A 15,499-nucleotide genomic window follows, 5' to 3' on the forward strand; every position below is an offset into this window, starting at 1 on the left:
ACCTCCCGACACCGAAAGCGACCCTATGTCCCTCGCCACGAGGTCTGATACGACGAAGCGCCCGGCGGCGACCGGCGGCGGTCCCGCGCCGGTCGGGCCCTGGCGCCACCGCCTGTACCGCCTCGACCTCAAAGCCTCCCCGTTCCTCTACATCGCACCGTTCTTCGCGCTGTTCGCGGCCTTCGGGCTGTTCCCGCTGGCGTTCACGGCGTGGGTGTCCATGCACGACTGGAGCCTGCTGTCCGACGAGCATGCCTTCGTCGGCGCCGAGAACTACACCGCGCTGCTGACCGACCCGTACTTCTGGAACGCGCTGGGCAACACCGTCTCGATCCTGGCGCTGTCCACCGTGCCGCAGCTGCTGGCCGCGCTGCTGCTGGCGCACCTGCTGACCATGCGGCTGCGGGGCCGGACGTTCTTCCGCATGGGGATGCTGCTGCCGAACGTCGCCTCCGTGGTGGCCGTCGCGGTCATCTTCAGCCAGCTGTTCGGGCGCGACTTCGGGCTGATCAACTGGGTCCTGGAGTCCTTGGGCGCCGGGAGGATCGACTGGCAGGCCGGGCGGGCGTCCTCGCATGCGGCCATCGCGGTCATGGTGGCGTGGAAGTGGACCGGGTACAACGCGCTCATCTACCTCGCGGCCATGCAGGCCGTCCCGCGGGACGTCTACGAGGCGGCGCACCTGGACGGGGCCTCGCGGCTCCAGCAGCTGCTGCGCATCACCGTGCCGATGATCCGCCCCACGATCGTGTTCACGGTGATCGTCTCGACCATCTACGGGCTCCAGATCTTCGCCGAGCCGCAGCTGTTCGGCGGCGCGGGGCCGAACGGCGTCACCGGCGGCGCCTCGCGCCAGTTCCAGACCTTGACGCTGTACCTGTACGAGCACGCGTTCAACCGGGGCTTCGAGTTCGGGTACGCCTCGGCGGTGGCCTGGACGATGTTCGCCGTCATCGTGCTCGTCGCGCTGCTCAACTACCTGTTCATCCGACGCATCAGGAGCGACTCGTGACCACCGCACCGACTTCCCGGCGGCCCGCCTCCCCCGTCAGCGCCCGGCGGCGGCGCGCCTACCTGCGGCTCATGCGGAACAAGCCGGGTTCGTTGGCGTACCTGACGCTGGTGGCGGTGCTGTTCTTCTCGGGTTTCCCGCTGTACTACAGCGTCGTGGTGGCCTCGCGGGACAACTCGGCGCTCGGGCAGATCCCGCCGCCGGTGCTGCCGGGGGCGAACCTGGTCGAGAACATCGAGCGAGTGTTCGCGACCGTCCCGTTCGACGCCGCGCTGGTCAACTCCGTGATCGTCAGCGTCGCCGTCACCGCCTCGGTGGTGTTCTTCTCCACGCTGGCCGGGTTCGCGTTCGCGAAGCTCGAGTTCAAGGCGTCCAAGGCGCTCCTGGTGGCGGTGGTGGCGACGATGATGGTGCCCGTGCAGCTCGGCGTCATCCCGCTGTACATGCTCATGATCGAGCTGGAGTGGACCGACACCTTGTGGGCGGTGATCGCGCCGGGGCTGGTCAACGCCTTCGGGGTGTTCTTCATGACCCAGTACCTGCGGGGGGCGCTGCCCGGCGAGCTCATCGAGGCGGCCCGCGCGGACGGGGCCTCGACGTTCCGGATCTTCTGGCAGGTGGTGCTGCCCGCGGCCAGGCCGGCCGCGGTGGTGCTCGGGGTGCTGACGTTCCTGACCGCCTGGAACGACTACTTCTGGCCGCTGATCGTCCTGTCCAGTCCGGACCGGTACACCGTGCAGGTGGCGCTGTCGACGCTCGCCGGCGGCTACGTCACCGACCAGTCGCTGGTGCTGACCGGGACGATGCTGGCTACGCTTCCACTGCTGGCGGTGTTCGCACTGCTGGGCAAGTACATGATCAGCGGGATCATGCAAGGTGCGGTCAAGGGCTGAGGCGGAAGGCGGAGCATGCGACAGACGGAACCGGGGCCGGACGAGACCACCGCTCGCGGGCTTCGCGGCGGGCAAGTGCGCCGGGAGCGGCGCCCCACGCTCGAGGAGGTCGCCGAGCGGGCGGGCGTGTCGCGGGCGACGGTCTCCAGGGTCGTCAACGGGCAGACGAGCGTCGCCGAGCCGCTGCGCAAGGCCGTCGAGGCGGCCGCGGCGGAGATGGGCTACGTGCCGCACGCGGCCGCGCGGAGCCTGGTGACGCACCGGACCGATTCGATCGCGCTCATCGTGCCCGAGTCGCCGACGCGGGTGTTCTCGGACGACCAGTTCTTCCCGAGCGTCATCCGCGGCGTCGCCACGGAGCTGGACGCCGCCGGGAAGCTGCTGGTGCTCATGACGACCGGTTCGAACGAGGGGCGCGCCCGCGTGGAGCGCTACGCGATCGGCGGGCACGTCGACGGCGTCATGTTCGCCTCGCTGCACGACGCCGACCCTTTGCCCGAGCTCATGCTCAGGCGGGGGGTGCCGGTGGTGTGCAACGGGTTCCTGCCGCATTCGTCGGCGCCGTGGATCGACGTGGACCACGTCGGCGGGGTGCGGACCGCCGTGGAGCACCTGATCGCGGCGGGGCGGCGCAAGATCGCGACCATCACGGGGCCGCAGGACATGTCGGCGGGCCGGGCGCGCCTGGAGGGCTACCGGCGGGCGCTGGCGCCCACGGGGCAGCGGGCGGTCGTCGCGATCGGGGATTTCACGGCCCAGTCGGGAGTGGAGGCGATGCGCCAGCTGCTCGCCGACGAGCCCGATCTGGACGCGGTGTTCGTCGCCTCGGACCTCATGGCCCATGGGGCGCTGACGGCGCTGCGGGAGTCCGGCCGCACCGTGCCGGGGGACGTGGCGGTGATCGGCTTCGACGACATCGCGCTGGCCTCCTACTGCGAGCCGCCGCTGACGACGGTGCGGCAGCCGATCACGGAGATCGGCCGGACGCTGGCCCGCCACATGCTGCGACTGCTCGGCGGCGAGGAGGTCGAGTCGTCGACCATCCTCCCCACCGAGCTGGTGATGCGCGACTCGGCCTGACCGGCCGGCCGCCGTCCTGTCGGCCCGGCTGCGCTCCCTCGGCGTCCGCGGCCCCGTGGGGAAGGCCGGGGACGGAGCGCCGCCGGGCCGGCCTCAGGTGAAGAGGCTGACGCCGCCCGGTCCCACGAGCAGCCCCACGATGATGAGGATGATGCCGAATATCACTCGGCCCCGGAATATCACGTACACGCCGTAGGCGACCAGAATGACCGCCAGTATCCACAAAATGAATTCCATGCCGGACGGTTACCCGTGAGTGCCGGAAGTATGTACGTCCCGATCGATTCAGTGATATGCATCACTTGCCAGTGGGATCGTCGTCGCCCGGCGTTGTCACAGGCCCGTGCTTCGCTTGAGGCGTGACGGTCGCGATAGTGCCCGGACGGGGCGCCGAGGGGTGGACGATGCCGCTGCCCGGCGGCCCGGTGGCCTACCACGAGGACCTGGCCGCGGCCGTGACCCGGATGGAGGCCGAGGACTCGCCGCGCTGGGTCCTGGGCGACACGGCACGGGAGTACCCGCCGCTGCTGGAGGCCCGGGCGCGGCTGGGCCGGTGCCGGGACCTGCGGCTGTCGGAGCGGATCCTCTCGCGCGCCGAAGGCCGCGAGCCGCCCCCCCACGTCGTCGAGGCCGACCCGGACGCGGGCACCCTGTTCGAGCGGGCGCCCGAGCCGGTCGACGGCCCGGCGGCGCTGACGAAGCTCCAGGCCGCGTGGCTCGACCAGCAGCGGCGCCTGCGCGCGCTCGGCCTCCGCGGGCTGGGGATGCTGCTCGCCGCCGAGTCGGCCGGGGGCCTGGTCGCCGCCGAGATGAGCCGGGTCGGCGTCCCGTTCGACGTCGAGGCGCACGACGACCTGCTGCGGGAGCTGCTGGGGCCGCGCCCGACCAGGGGGATGCGCCCGCGGAAGGTGCAGGCGCTGGCCGACCGGGTGGCCGAGGCGTTCGGGCACCAGCTCAACCCCGATTCGACCAAGCAGGTCCTCGCCGCGTTCCACGCCGCCGGGGTGGAGGTGAAGACCACGCACCACTGGGAGCTGGCCTCGGTCGACCATCCGGCCGTGGAGGCGCTGAAGGTCTACCGGGAGCACGCCAGGGTATGGACGGCGTTCGGGTGGAACTGGGCCGATGACTGGATAGAGGAGGGGCGGTTCCGGCCGGTCTACACCGTCGGCGGGGCCGACACCGGGCGGTGGGCCACCGACGGCGGCGGGGCGCTCCAGCTGCCGCACGCCGTGCGCGCGGCCATCCGGCCCGAGCCGGGCTGGAAGCTGGTGGCGGCCGACGCCGCGCAGCTGGAGCCGCGGCTGCTGGCGGCCATCAGCGGCGACGCGGCGATGATCGCCGCCACGGCCGCCGACGACCTGTACACCGAGCTGGCCCCCGACCTGGGCGGCGAGCGGTCCAAGGCCAAGATCGCGCTCATCTCGGCGATGTACGGCGGCACCGCCGGGGACGCGGCCGCGCTCGTGGCGCTCATGAGGGAGCGGTTCCCCGCGGCGGCCGGGTGCGTCGAGCGGGCCGCGCGCACCGGCGAGAAGGGCGGCCTCGTCCGCACCTGGCTGGGCCGCACCGTCCCGGCGCCGAACGCGAAGTGGTGGTCCGATCTCAACTCGGACAAGGGCACGCGGACCGCGGGCAGGAGGGGCCGGTTCACCCGCAACTTCATCGTCCAGGGCACGGCCGCCGAGTGGGCGCTGATACTGCTGGCGCTGCTGCGGCGCCGCCTCCACGAGGACGGCCTCGGAGAGCTGGTGTTCTACCTCCACGACGAGGTGATGGTGCACTGCCCGGCCGAGTGCGCCCAGGCGGTGTGCGAGGCGATCGAGGCGGCCGCGGACGAGGCCACGCGGACGCTGTTCGGGGATATGCCGGTGCGGATACCGCTGCGCCCCAAGGTGGTCGACAGCTACGCCGAAGCGAAGTGAGGGCCGGGACGCTTTGCCCCGGCCCTCGTTTCGGCTGTCGGTCACCGCAGCTCGACGTCGTCGGCGTCGACGTAGCCGATCCGGTTGCCCACCTGGATCTGGTAGAACACGGTCTCGCCGTTCACCACGAAGTTCGGCCCTTCGAAGGTCTTCGCCCACAGCGCCTGCGACCGGAGCTCCTCGGCGACCACGTAGGCCTCGCCGGTGTCGATGCTGTAGAGCCGCTTGTTCGGGCGGTACACCGCGTCGGTGCCCTCATAGGCCTCCGCCTCGGGGAAGGTGTCGCTCCAGACCGGCGTGTCGTCGGCCTTGGGGACCACGACCGTCCCTTCGGCCGGGGCGAGCACCGGCGCGTGAGCGGGGTTGTGGATCCAGCCCTGCTGTCCCAGGTACCACACCGCGGTCCAGTCGCCCTGCGTGTCGGCGACGACGAACTGCTGGCCGTAGCCGGCGCGGCTGCCGAGGTCGTCGACCCGGGTGGAGGCCGGGCTCAGGTCGGCGTTGCCCACGCTGTCGACCAGGAGCGGGGCGTCGAAGTTCGGCTCGGAGTACAGGAAGACCGTCGAGGACGGGCGCGCCGGGCACGGCTCGGCCGGGTGCTCGGTGTCGCATGCGGTCATCTCGGGCATGTTGGTCTCGAAGTCCGGGGCGACGGTGACGATCCCCGAGTCGATGCCGCCCACGGGCTCGCCGATCGGCGCGCGGAGCAGGTCGAAGTAGTGCTCCCAGTTCCAGTACGGGCCCGGGTCCCAGTGGTCGGAGCCGGGCACGTTGTCGTGGCCGAGGATGTGGGCGCGGTCGAGCGGCACGTCGTAGCGCTGGGCCAGGAAGCCGACGAGCCTGGCCGAGTTGCGGTACATGATCTCGGTGTACCAGGAGCCGTCGGCGGCGAAGCCCTCGTGCTCGATGCCGATGGAGCGCATGTTGACCGCCCAGTTGCCGGCCTGCCAGCCGACGTTCCGGTGGTCGAGGTGCTCGGCGACGTGCCCGTCGGAGGCGCGGATCGTGTAGTTCCAGGAGATCCGGTTCGGGTCCTGGACGACCACGAGCGCGTCGTCGTAGACCTGCTCGGTGTCGTGGATGATGATCGCGTTGATGTCGATATCGTCCTCGCGGTCGGCCCGGTCGTAATTGCCGTACTGGCCGGGCTGGTCGCCGGTCCGCTCGTACGGGGCGGGGATCCACTCGCAGGCGAGGCGGCGCGGACACGTGGTGGGGTCGCTGTCGGACGTCTCCAGGTCCAGGTCCTCGATCTGGGACTCGTCGGGGTCGACCGCGGTCGCCGCGAGGCGGACCTCACCGTCGTCGGTCCGCTCGGTGGCGCCGGTGTTGATGAGGTCGAAGACCTCGTCGGCGAACACGGCGGCGGTGCCCTCGTCCTCCGCTCCGGAGTACCGGGCGACCGCGCCGTACCAGTCGGCGGGGTCGTCCGAGTCCAGGCCCAGTTCCTCCTGGTACCCGGCGAGCAGTGCCGCGCCGCCGGCGATGTTCGCGGCGGGGTCGGTGCGCAGTTCGGACTCGTCCTCGCCGGTCAGGGCGGCGGCCTCGGGGAGGGTGGCGGTGCCCGAGGCGGCGGTCGCCTCGGGGGCGTCCGCGGACAGGTCCATGGGCCGCAGGACGTCGCCGCGGGCGTCGCCCTCGGTGTGGTGCTCTCCGGCGCCGGCGAGGGTCGCGACCTCGTCGGTCAGGTGCATGGGCCCGAAGCCGCCGCCGGTGCTCGGGTCGCCGCCGTGGTCGGTCCACCGCGACTGCATGTAGGAGACGCCGAGCAGGATCTGTTCGGGGACGCCGTAGGCCTCGGCCGCGGCGCTGAACTCGGCTTGGCGGCCGGTCGCCTCGGGCGCTTCGGCCTGGGCGCTCCAGGCCGTGGTGGCGAGTGCGGCGGCGGCCGCCAGCGCTGCGGAGCCGGCCGCGACCGCCCGGTACCCGCGGCGTCTCTGTAGTTTTCTGTTCATGAATCCTCTTGTCTTGCAAGTCATGTGGTTTGTACTATTTATACGCCTCGATGGGTGCGGCCGGTTGAGCGGCATCGCGGCGGCACTCCTCCGCGTCACCGCCGGGCCACCGGCCGCGGGCGGGGCGCGCCGGTAGTAGTACCCGGGTACCAAGGCGGCCCGGGAAGTTCAGGCCCGAGCCTGATGGATCGGATCGCCTGCGGCCGTAGCGTCGTGGACATGATCGAAATCGAACACCTCACCAAGCGCTACGGCAGGAAGACCGCCGTGGACGATCTCACCTTCACCGTGAAGCCCGGCGTCGTGACCGGCTTCCTCGGCCCCAACGGCGCGGGCAAGTCCACCACGATGCGCACCATCGTCGGGCTCGACGCGCCGACGGCGGGCACCGTCCGCGTCAACGGCAAGCGCTACGCCCAGTTCCGCTCGCCGATGACCGAGGTCGGCGCGCTCCTGGAGGCCAAGTCCGTGCACGCCGGGCGCAGTGCCTACAAGCACCTGCTGGCCCTGGCCCACACGCACTCGGTCCCGAAGCGGCGGGTCCGGGAGGTCATCGACACGGTCGGCCTGTCCGACGTCGCCGGCAAGCGCGTCGGCGGGTTCAGCCTCGGCATGGGCCAGCGGCTCGGCATCGCCGTGGCCCTCCTCGGCGACCCGGCCGTGCTCATCCTCGACGAGCCGGTCAACGGCCTCGACCCCGACGGGGTGCGCTGGATCCGCGAACTGCTCAAGAGCCTGGCCGCCGAGGGCCGGACGGTCTTCCTGTCCTCGCACCTGATGAGCGAGCTGTCCCAGACCGCCGACCACCTGGTCGTCATCGGCCAGGGCAAGCTGCTGGCCGACACCACCGTCGACGAGTTCGTCAACGGACGCGGCGACGGCAAGGTCAGGGTCGTCTCCCCCGACGCCGCGGCGCTCGCCGAGCGCCTCCAGGGGCCGGGCATCACCATCGCCAGCCCGAAGTCGGGCGTGCTGGAGATCCAGGGCACCGAGGCCGCCGTCGTCGGCACCACCGCCGCGGCGCACGGGCTCGTGCTGCATGAACTGAGCACGCAGCGCGCCTCGCTGGAGGACGTGTTCATGGAGATCACCGCCGACGCCGTCGAGTACCAGCAGACCAAGGAAGGGGTGGCAGCGTAATGAGCGCCACGATGCTCGCCGAGAGCCCGGCGACCTATTCACCGCCCGCGCAGTTCCGGTTGAGCGGGTCGGGCCTGCTCCGCTCGGAGTGGACCAAGTTCTGGTCGCTGCGCTCCAGCTGGATCGTCATGATCTGCGCGGCCCTGTTCGGGGCCGGGATCGCCGTGGCGGTCGCCTTCGACTTCACGATTCCCCCGCCCGAGGCCAGCGAGGGGGCGAACGCCCCGGCCGCGCCCGTGGACCCGCTGACCGCCCTGAACGTCTTCTTCGGCTTCCAGCTCGCCTCGGTGTTCATCGCCGTGCTCGGGGCGCTGTTCATCACCGGCGAGTACTCGACCGGTTCGATCCGCTCGACCATGTCGGCGGCGCCGCGCCGGACAGGAGTGCTGTGGGCCAAGACGGCCGTGTTCGGCTCGATCGTGCTCGCGGTCTACTCCGTGCTGATCCTGGCGACGTTCTACGCCACCCAGGCGATCCTGTCGGACACCGAGTACGGAGGGCTCGCCCTGTCGGACCCGGGCGTGTTCCGGATCCTCTCCGGCCAGGTGGTCATGATGGTCTACCTGGGCCTGCTCGGGCTGGCGGTCGGCGCGATCCTGCGCAACTCGGCCGGATCCATCAGCTTCTACGTCGGTGCGATCCTGGTGCTGCCGATGCTCATGGTGGAACTGCCGTGGGAGTGGGTGGGCGACATCGCCCCGTACACGCCGGGCAACGTCCCCAACACCCTGGCGATGCTCGACACCACCGGCGCCACGCTGTCGGTCGGCGAGTCGTGGGCCTGGATGGGCGCGTGGCTGGTCGTCTCGTTCGGTCTCGCGGCCGTGCTCCTCAAGCGCCGGGACGTGTGAGAATGCCGTCGTGGCCCAAACCGTGACCGTCCCGCGCAAGCCGGGGCTGTGGCAGCGGATGTCGGAGTTCGACTCCCGGCATCCGCTGCTGTGGAATCTGGCACCGGTCCTGGTGTACGTGCTGTTCCTGATTCCGGGGGCGGTCTTCAGCTCCGCGCAGCCGCGGTATCCGGGACTGCAGCTGATCCTCGCCGCCTCGCTCATGGTGCCGCTGGTGTGGCGGCGGCGGTACCCGTTCGCGGTGCTGCTGAGCCAGCTGGCGCCGACGGCGGTGACCATCGGGCTCGATCTGACGGGGGCGAGGGACGGGGTCGTCACCTCGGCGTCGTCGATCGCGGTCACGCTGGCGCTGTACAACCTGGTGCTGCGCCGGCGCCTGACGCTCGTGTGGTGGGCGGCGGCGATCGCGGCGGGCCAGGCGATCGCGGACTTCACGGTGAACTCCGAGAGCCATTCGGTGTGGGAGTTCCTCGCGTACTTCTTCGAGGCGGCGTTCTTCTTCGGTTTCGTCCTCACCGTGGCGATGCTGGTGCGGACCCGCCGGAACTACCAGGAGTCGGTGCGGCACGGCGCGGCGCGGGAGGCGGTCCAGGAGGAGCGGACGCGGATCGCGCGGGAGATGCACGACATCATCGGCCACAACCTGGCCGTCATCAACGCTCTGGCCGACGGCGGCGCCTACGCGGCGGCGGCCTCGCCCGAGCGGGCGAGGGAGGCGCTGACGGCGATCGGGGCGACCAGCCGCCAGGCGCTCAGCGAGCTGCGGCGGGTGCTGTCGGTGCTCCAGGCCGAGGACGGCGACGAGTCGGCCGAGATGGCGCCGCAACCGGGCATGTCGGACCTGGGGCCGCTGGTGGACCGGGTGCGCGACGCGGGCCTGCCGGTGACGTTCAAGATCACCGGCAGGCCGTGGGAGATGTCGGAGAACCAGCAGCTGACGGTCTACCGGACCGTCCAGGAGGCGCTGACGAACGTGCTCAAGCACGCGACCGGCCCGCGGAGGGCGCAGGTGGCGCTGGACTACCGCGACGACGGGCTCGGCGTCGCCGTCGCCAACACCGGCTCGGTCGTCGAGGACGCCGGGACGCCGCGGGGACTGCTGGGCCTGCGCGAGCGGGCCGCGGTCTTCGGCGGCACAATGGAAGCCGGGCCGCAGCCGACCGGGGGCTGGCGAGTGGCCCTGTGGCTGCCCGCGGACGGGCCGAATTGAGGCCCGCGGGCTTCGCCGCGAGAAGCCCCACCGCGAGAAGCCCCGCCGAGTGAGGACCGAACACCGTGACGACACTGCTCATCGCCGACGACCACGCCCTGCAGCGGATGGGATTCCGCATGCTGGTGGAGAGCCAGAGCGACCTGACGGTCCTCGGCGAGGCCGAGAACGGCGCCGACGCCGTCCGCAGGACCGCCGACCTGGGGCCCGACGTGGTGCTCATGGACGTGCGCATGCCGGGCATGGACGGGATCGAGGCGACCAGGAGGATCATCGCCTCCGGTGGGCGCAGCCGGGTGCTCGTGCTGACCACGTTCGACCTCGACGAGTACGCCTACGCGGCGCTGCGGGCGGGGGCGAGCGGCTTCCTGGTCAAGGACGCCCAGCCCGAGGACCTGCTCTCGGGCATCCGGGTGGTGGCCGCGGGCGACGCGGTGGTGGCGCCGAAGCTGACCCGGCGCCTGCTCGACCGCTTCGCCGACCAGTTCCCCGTCGAGGGCGAGGACGGCGGCGGGCAGGTCGCGGCGAAGCTGGAGGTGCTGACCGAGCGCGAACGCGAGGTGCTCACCGCGATCGGGCGGGGCTGGAACAACACCGAGATCGCCGGGCGCTTCCACCTGGCCGAGTCGACGGTGAAGACGCACGTGGGCCGCGTCCTGGCGAAGATCGGCGCGCGCGACCGCGTCCAGGCGGTCATCTTCGCCTACAACACGGGGCTGGTCAGCCCCGACAGCCACCGGTGATGCTCACCGGCGGCTGAGGACCAGCAGGTCGCATTCGGCCTCGACGGGGACCGGCTCGGTCTCGGCCGCCGCGTCGGCCTCCATGGCGGCCATGCCCTCCTCGTACTCCTCGTCGGTGAGGTGCTCGTAGACCGACAGGGCCCGCATGCGCTGGCGCTCGACGTACTCGGCGAGGCTCTCGGCCGAGCGGTGGTGCACCTCGACCAGGGCCGACTCCTCGAATCCCGCCGCCGCGAACAGGTCGGCGGTCTCGGCGCGGGTGGGGAACAGGGCGCCGTCGATCTCCCTGGTGCGCGGGAAGTAGCGGTAGAGCAGCAGGTCTTTGCGCCGGTCGGCGAGCGTGGTGGCGATGAGCAGGCGGGCGCCGGGCCGGAGGACGCGCGCGAGTTCGGCCGCGGCGGCCGCTCTGTCGGGCACGTGGTGCCAGACGAGGAACATGAGCGCCAGGTCGGCCGAGGCGTCGGGCACGGGGAGGTCGGCGGCCGAGCCGGACCGGTATTCGACGTTCGGGCGGGCGGCCTCGGTCTCGGCGACCGCGCGCATCCGCTCGGCGGGCTCGACGCCGATCACCGCGCATCCGAAGGCGTCGGCCAGCACGGGCGTGAAGCGCCCGGTGCCCGATCCGACGTCCAGGACGGTCCGGACCCGGCCCGGTCCGGCGTGCTCGCGGAACGCGCGGCGCCAGTTGTCGCGGCTGACCGGCAGCAGGGCCCGTCCCTTGGCGTACCCGGCGTGCTGGGTCCGGTCGTAATCGACTCGCTCGAGCATCGGACAGTTCACCGCCTTCGGCGGTGTCGGCGGGCGCGGTCGGCACCCAGTACCGGAGCTTCTTCCCCCGCTGGTCCTCGAAGACGCCGCCGTTGCGCTCGATGACCTTGCGGGAGCCGACGTTGTCGAAATCGCAGGTGATGAGGGCCTCGTCGATGCCGAGCGCGGCGGCGTGCGGCAGGGCGGCGGCGAGCATGGCGGTGGCGTGGCCCTTGCGGCGGGCACTGGGGCGCATGTCGTAGCCGATGTGGCCGCCGATGTCGCGCAGCCGGTCGTTGAGGCGGTGGCGGATCGAGATGCGGCCGAGGTAGGTCTCGCCTTCGACCCACCACAGCATGGTCATGGGGACGAAGTTGGCGGGCGCCCGGGTCTCCCAGCGGCGCTCGTCGGCGAGGTATCTGGGGACCCAGTCGGTCAGGTCGGCCGCCCGGGCGTAGTCGCGGATCATCTGGCCGGTGAGGCTCCGGTCGCCGGGGCCGCCGCGGCCCTCGGCGATGAACTCGTCGACGGCCTCGGCGAAGGAGGCGGCGAGGCGTTCGGTCGGAGCGATGAGTCCTGGCATGGTTTCGAACCTAGGCGACGCGGACGCCCGCGACAAGCGGAATTGCGTTCGGCGCCGTTCATTTCGGCTTGGTACCGTTGCGGGCCGGAAGACTGGGAGTGGTGCATGGATGCTGTGACGGTGCTGTCGGCCGAGGTGCTGCTGTTCGACATGGACGGAACACTGGTCGATTCCAGTGCATCGGTCGAGGACGCATGGCGGCGGTTCGCCGCCCGCACCGGCCTGGACGCCGAGGCGATCTTGGCGGTCGCACACGGCCGCCCCACGGTCGAGGTCATCGCGGCGTTCGCGCCGCCGGGCATGGACGTGGCCGCCGAGGCGGCGCGGATCGAGGCCGAGGAGGTCGACCGGACCGAGGGGATCGCGGAGATCGCCGGGGCCGCGGCGCTGCTCGGGTCGCTGGACCCCGACCGGTGGGCGGTGGTGACGTCGGCGACGACGGAGCTGGCGCGGCGGCGCCTGGCCGTGGTCGGGCTGCCGCAGCCGCAGGTGCTGGTCTCGGCCGACGACATCACGAACGGCAAGCCGAACCCGGAGGGCTACCGGATGGCCGCCGAGGCACTCGGCGCGTCCCCGGCGAGCGCAGTGGTCTTCGAGGACGCCGAGGCGGGACTGCTGGCCGGGCAGGGCAGCGGCGCGGCCACGGTCGTGGTCGGCGCCTACGACGGCCCCGCGGCCGAGGGACTCCCCCGCGCGGCCGACCTGCGATCGGTGGGGACCCGCTCGAACGGCGCGGGGCTGGAAGTGGTCCTCGGCGGCTGAGGCGGGCTCAGGCGACCGGCTCGGCGGCGTCCATGCTCGCGAGGCGGGCGGCGCGGATCCGCCCGGCGAGGTCCCTGGTCGGGCCGCCGCGCAGCAGCAGCACCAGCCACGGGTCGTCGTCCATCTTCGCGGCGCTGACCAGCGACACGGCCATGATGTGGCCGCACACCTCGCGGTTGTCGGCGCAGTCGCACGAGGTGGTGATCCGGTTGTAGGGCTCGGCCACGAACTTCTTCGGCAGCAGCCGCATGCCCACCCCGGCCAGGACGTCGTCGATGCGCTTGGGCAGGCGCCCGGCGAGCAGCCCGGCCACGCACGAGGGCGACAGCGACAGGGCCGTCATGCCCTCGGTCCACGTCGAGGAGTCGTAGACGGGGATGCGGATGGCCGCCTCGAAGGTGCGGTTGTTGTCGGTCACGCGGCCCGAGACGACGCCCGGTTCGATGCGCAGGTCCTCGACGGCGCCGCGCCCGGCCAGGGCGCGGCCCTTGACGATGCGCTGGTCGGGGTAGTTCAGGCCGATGGTCTCCAGGGCCCGCCACCATTTGCGGCCCCACCAGGTCTTGCCGTACGGGTCGCTCATGCGTGGGCTCCGTCCCCGTCGAGTTCGATGAGTTTGCGCAGCTGGGAATCGTCGAGTTCGCCGAGCCAGTCCTCGCCGGAGCCGACGACGGCCTCGGCGATCGCCCGCTTGCGGGCGAGCAGCTCGTCGACGCGCTCCTCCAGGGTGCCCGCGGTGACGAGCTTGTGGACGTGGACGGTCTGCGTCTGGCCGATGCGGTGGGCCCGGTCGGTGGCCTGGTCCTCGACGGCCGGGTTCCACCAGCGGTCGTAGTGGACGACGTGGGAGGCGCCGGTCAGGTTGAGGCCGGTGCCGCCCGCGCGCAGGGAGATGAGCAGGATCGCCGGTCCCTCGACGGTCTGGAACTCGTCGACGAGCTTGTCGCGGGCGCCCTGGTCGAGGCCGCCGTGCAGGAACGGGGCCTCGACGCCGAGCTCGTCGGCCAGGTGGCTGGAGAGCAGCTCGCCCATCTGCCGGTACTGGGTGAACACGAGCGCCTTGGCGCCCTCGTCGACGACCTCGGCGAGCATCTCGGTGACGCGGTCGAGCTTGCCGGAGCGCTCGGCGAGCGAGGCGGTGTCGCCGAGGCCGACGGCCTGGGCGGGGTGGTTGCAGACCTGCTTGAGGCGGGTCAGGAGCTTCAGGACGCGGCCGCGGCGGGTGATGCCGTCGCCCAGGCCCTCGTCGAAGGCCTCGCGGATCGCCTCCTGGTAGAGCCCGGTCTGCTCGTCGGTCATGGTGCAGGCGACGGTGGACTCGATCTTCGGCGGCAGGTCGGCGGCGACCTCCTCTTTGAGGCGGCGCAGCACGACCGGGTCGATGCGGGCGCGCAGCAGCGCGGCGGCGGCGGGGTCGCGGCCGATCTCGATGGGGTCGGCGAAGCGGCGCTTGAAGTCGGCCTGGCCGCCGAGGAGGCCGGGGTTGACGAACTCGGAGATCGACCAGAGCTCGGCGAGGTGGTTCTCCACGGGCGTGCCGGTGAGGGCGACGCGGACGCGACCGGTGAGGTCGCGGACAGCCCCGGCGGTGCGGGACCGGTGGTTCTTGATGGCCTGGGCCTCGTCGATGACGACGGTGTCGAAGGAGATCGAGCGCAGGAGTCTGATGTCCCGCAGCGCGATCGAGTAGGAGGTGACGACGACGTCGGCGTCGAGGAGGGGCGCGGCGCTCTTGGCGCGCTGCGGCCCGTGGTGGAGGTGGACGGTCAGCTGGGGGGCGAAGCGGGCGATCTCGCGCTGCCAGTTGCCGACCAGGGAGGTGGGGCACACGACCAGGTGGGGGGTGTACCCGGCGCGGCGCACGAGCAGCCCGATGGACTGGAGGGTCTTGCCCAGGCCCATGTCGTCGGCGAGGATGACGCCCGCGCCGCCTTCGGCCGCGGTTTCGAGCCAGGCGATGCCGTGGGCCTGGTAGCGGCGCAGGTCCGCGTTGACGCGGATGTCGCCGGGGTCGGCGTGCTGGGCGGTGATGAGGCGGAGGTTGAGCCCGGAGTCGGAACGCAGGAGCTCGGTGTAGGACTCGACGAAGGCGCCGACGGCGGCCGCGGCGGTCCACACGTGGCCTTCGGAGTGGGGCGCGGCGTGGCCTTCGGCGGGCAGTTCGGCGGCGATGCGGTCGAGGTCGTCGAACTTGTCGTCGTTGACGGCGGCCGCGATGCGCGCCCAGACGGCGACGGACTCGGTGATGTCGGGGCGGGAGGCGATGCGGGTGAGCGCGCTCAGGACCGGCCGGACGGGGAGGGCCAGGCCGTCGGCGTCGCGCAGTTCACCGTCGATGTAGAGCTGGGCGGTGGCGGGGTCGCCGGGCGGGAGGCCGAGCTCGGCGGCGGCGGATCGGGGTTGGTCGCCGCCGTAGAAGAAAAGCCGACCGTCCGCAGGTGAGGCGTGGTCGGGGAGGAAGGTGGCGTGCAGTTCGCTGGGTGGCAACGAGGCTCCTACGGGTTCGCGGCAGACGAGCCATTTTGCCACAGGTCGGGTCGTTGTCCCAAACTCTCGAGGGGCGTATGGGCGCTTATGGGTTCTTCATCACGGAACGGG

General features: G+C 71.8%; 14 protein-coding genes and 1 pseudogene. 9 read left to right on the top strand and 6 right to left on the bottom strand.

What is annotated here, in order from left to right:
• Positions 1-25: 25 nt before the first annotated feature.
• The 3 genes from H613_RS25580 (at position 26) to H613_RS0109400 (ending at position 2,985) form a co-directional block, all read left to right on the top strand.
• A complete protein-coding gene (locus H613_RS25580) occupies positions 26-1,012 on the top strand; it encodes a carbohydrate ABC transporter permease (RefSeq protein WP_084546490.1) in 987 nt (328 codons plus the stop codon).
• Positions 1,013-1,083: 71 nt separating this feature from the next.
• Positions 1,084-1,905 (top strand): ABC transporter permease subunit, encoded by an 822-nt coding sequence (locus H613_RS0109395; protein ID WP_026923591.1) that lies wholly within the window; start codon positions 1,084-1,086, stop codon positions 1,903-1,905.
• A 75-nt stretch (positions 1,906-1,980) separates the two neighbouring features.
• A complete protein-coding gene (locus H613_RS0109400) occupies positions 1,981-2,985 on the top strand; it encodes a substrate-binding domain-containing protein (RefSeq protein ID WP_026923592.1) in 1,005 nt (334 codons plus the stop codon).
• Between the two features lie 93 nt (positions 2,986-3,078).
• On the opposite strand, the gene H613_RS31360 is transcribed toward H613_RS0109400, so the two are convergent.
• Positions 3,079-3,222, bottom strand: a complete 144-nt coding sequence (locus H613_RS31360; RefSeq protein WP_169731978.1) for a GPGG-motif small membrane protein — start codon at positions 3,220-3,222, stop codon at positions 3,079-3,081.
• Between the two features lie 122 nt (positions 3,223-3,344).
• On the opposite strand from H613_RS31360, the gene H613_RS0109410 reads away from it, so the two are divergent.
• Complete coding sequence (locus tag H613_RS0109410; RefSeq protein ID WP_026923593.1) at positions 3,345-4,910, top strand: bifunctional 3'-5' exonuclease/DNA polymerase; 1,566 nt, start codon at positions 3,345-3,347, stop codon at positions 4,908-4,910.
• Between the two features lie 41 nt (positions 4,911-4,951).
• On the opposite strand, the gene H613_RS0109415 is transcribed toward H613_RS0109410, so the two are convergent.
• Positions 4,952-6,865 (bottom strand): N-acetylmuramoyl-L-alanine amidase, encoded by a 1,914-nt coding sequence (locus tag H613_RS0109415; RefSeq protein WP_026923594.1) that lies wholly within the window; start codon positions 6,863-6,865, stop codon positions 4,952-4,954.
• Between the two features lie 219 nt (positions 6,866-7,084).
• Here H613_RS0109415 and H613_RS0109420 point away from each other — a divergent pair, with 219 nt between their 5' ends.
• From H613_RS0109420 to H613_RS0109435, 4 genes are all read left to right on the top strand, one after another.
• Entirely contained in the window at positions 7,085-8,005 is a 921-nt protein-coding gene (locus H613_RS0109420; RefSeq protein ID WP_026923595.1) for an ABC transporter ATP-binding protein, read from the top strand.
• Positions 8,005-8,856, top strand: coding sequence for an ABC transporter permease subunit (locus tag H613_RS25585; protein WP_051393161.1), 852 nt, complete (start codon positions 8,005-8,007; stop codon positions 8,854-8,856). Before H613_RS0109420 ends, H613_RS25585 begins: the two co-directional genes overlap by 1 nt.
• A gap of 10 nt (positions 8,857-8,866) precedes the next feature.
• On the top strand, positions 8,867-10,066 hold the full coding sequence (locus tag H613_RS0109430; protein ID WP_051393162.1) for a sensor histidine kinase: 1,200 nt from the start codon (positions 8,867-8,869) through the stop codon (positions 10,064-10,066).
• A gap of 65 nt (positions 10,067-10,131) precedes the next feature.
• On the top strand, positions 10,132-10,809 hold the full coding sequence (locus tag H613_RS0109435; protein ID WP_026923597.1) for a response regulator: 678 nt from the start codon (positions 10,132-10,134) through the stop codon (positions 10,807-10,809).
• Between the two features lie 3 nt (positions 10,810-10,812).
• On the opposite strand, the gene H613_RS0109440 is transcribed toward H613_RS0109435, so the two are convergent.
• Entirely contained in the window at positions 10,813-11,577 is a 765-nt protein-coding gene (locus tag H613_RS0109440) for a class I SAM-dependent methyltransferase (protein WP_035737301.1), read from the bottom strand.
• A 37-nt stretch (positions 11,578-11,614) separates the two neighbouring features.
• Positions 11,615-12,139: pseudogene (locus H613_RS32585) on the bottom strand (GNAT family N-acetyltransferase); the annotation flags it as partial.
• A 105-nt stretch (positions 12,140-12,244) separates the two neighbouring features.
• Here H613_RS32585 and H613_RS25590 point away from each other — a divergent pair.
• On the top strand, positions 12,245-12,901 hold the full coding sequence (locus H613_RS25590; RefSeq protein ID WP_051393163.1) for an HAD-IA family hydrolase: 657 nt from the start codon (positions 12,245-12,247) through the stop codon (positions 12,899-12,901).
• Positions 12,902-12,908: 7 nt separating this feature from the next.
• Here H613_RS25590 and H613_RS25595 read toward each other — a convergent pair whose 3' ends face one another.
• Together H613_RS25595 and H613_RS0109465 are read right to left on the bottom strand one after the other, a co-directional pair.
• Positions 12,909-13,484 (bottom strand): SWIM zinc finger family protein, encoded by a 576-nt coding sequence (locus H613_RS25595; RefSeq protein WP_051393164.1) that lies wholly within the window; start codon positions 13,482-13,484, stop codon positions 12,909-12,911.
• On the bottom strand, positions 13,481-15,388 hold the full coding sequence (locus tag H613_RS0109465; protein WP_026923600.1) for a DEAD/DEAH box helicase: 1,908 nt from the start codon (positions 15,386-15,388) through the stop codon (positions 13,481-13,483). Before H613_RS0109465 ends, H613_RS25595 begins: the two co-directional genes overlap by 4 nt.
• Positions 15,389-15,499: the final 111 nt, after the last annotated feature.

The organism is Glycomyces arizonensis DSM 44726, assembly GCF_000482705.1.
GTDB lineage: Bacteria > Actinomycetota > Actinomycetes > Mycobacteriales > Micromonosporaceae > Glycomyces > Glycomyces arizonensis.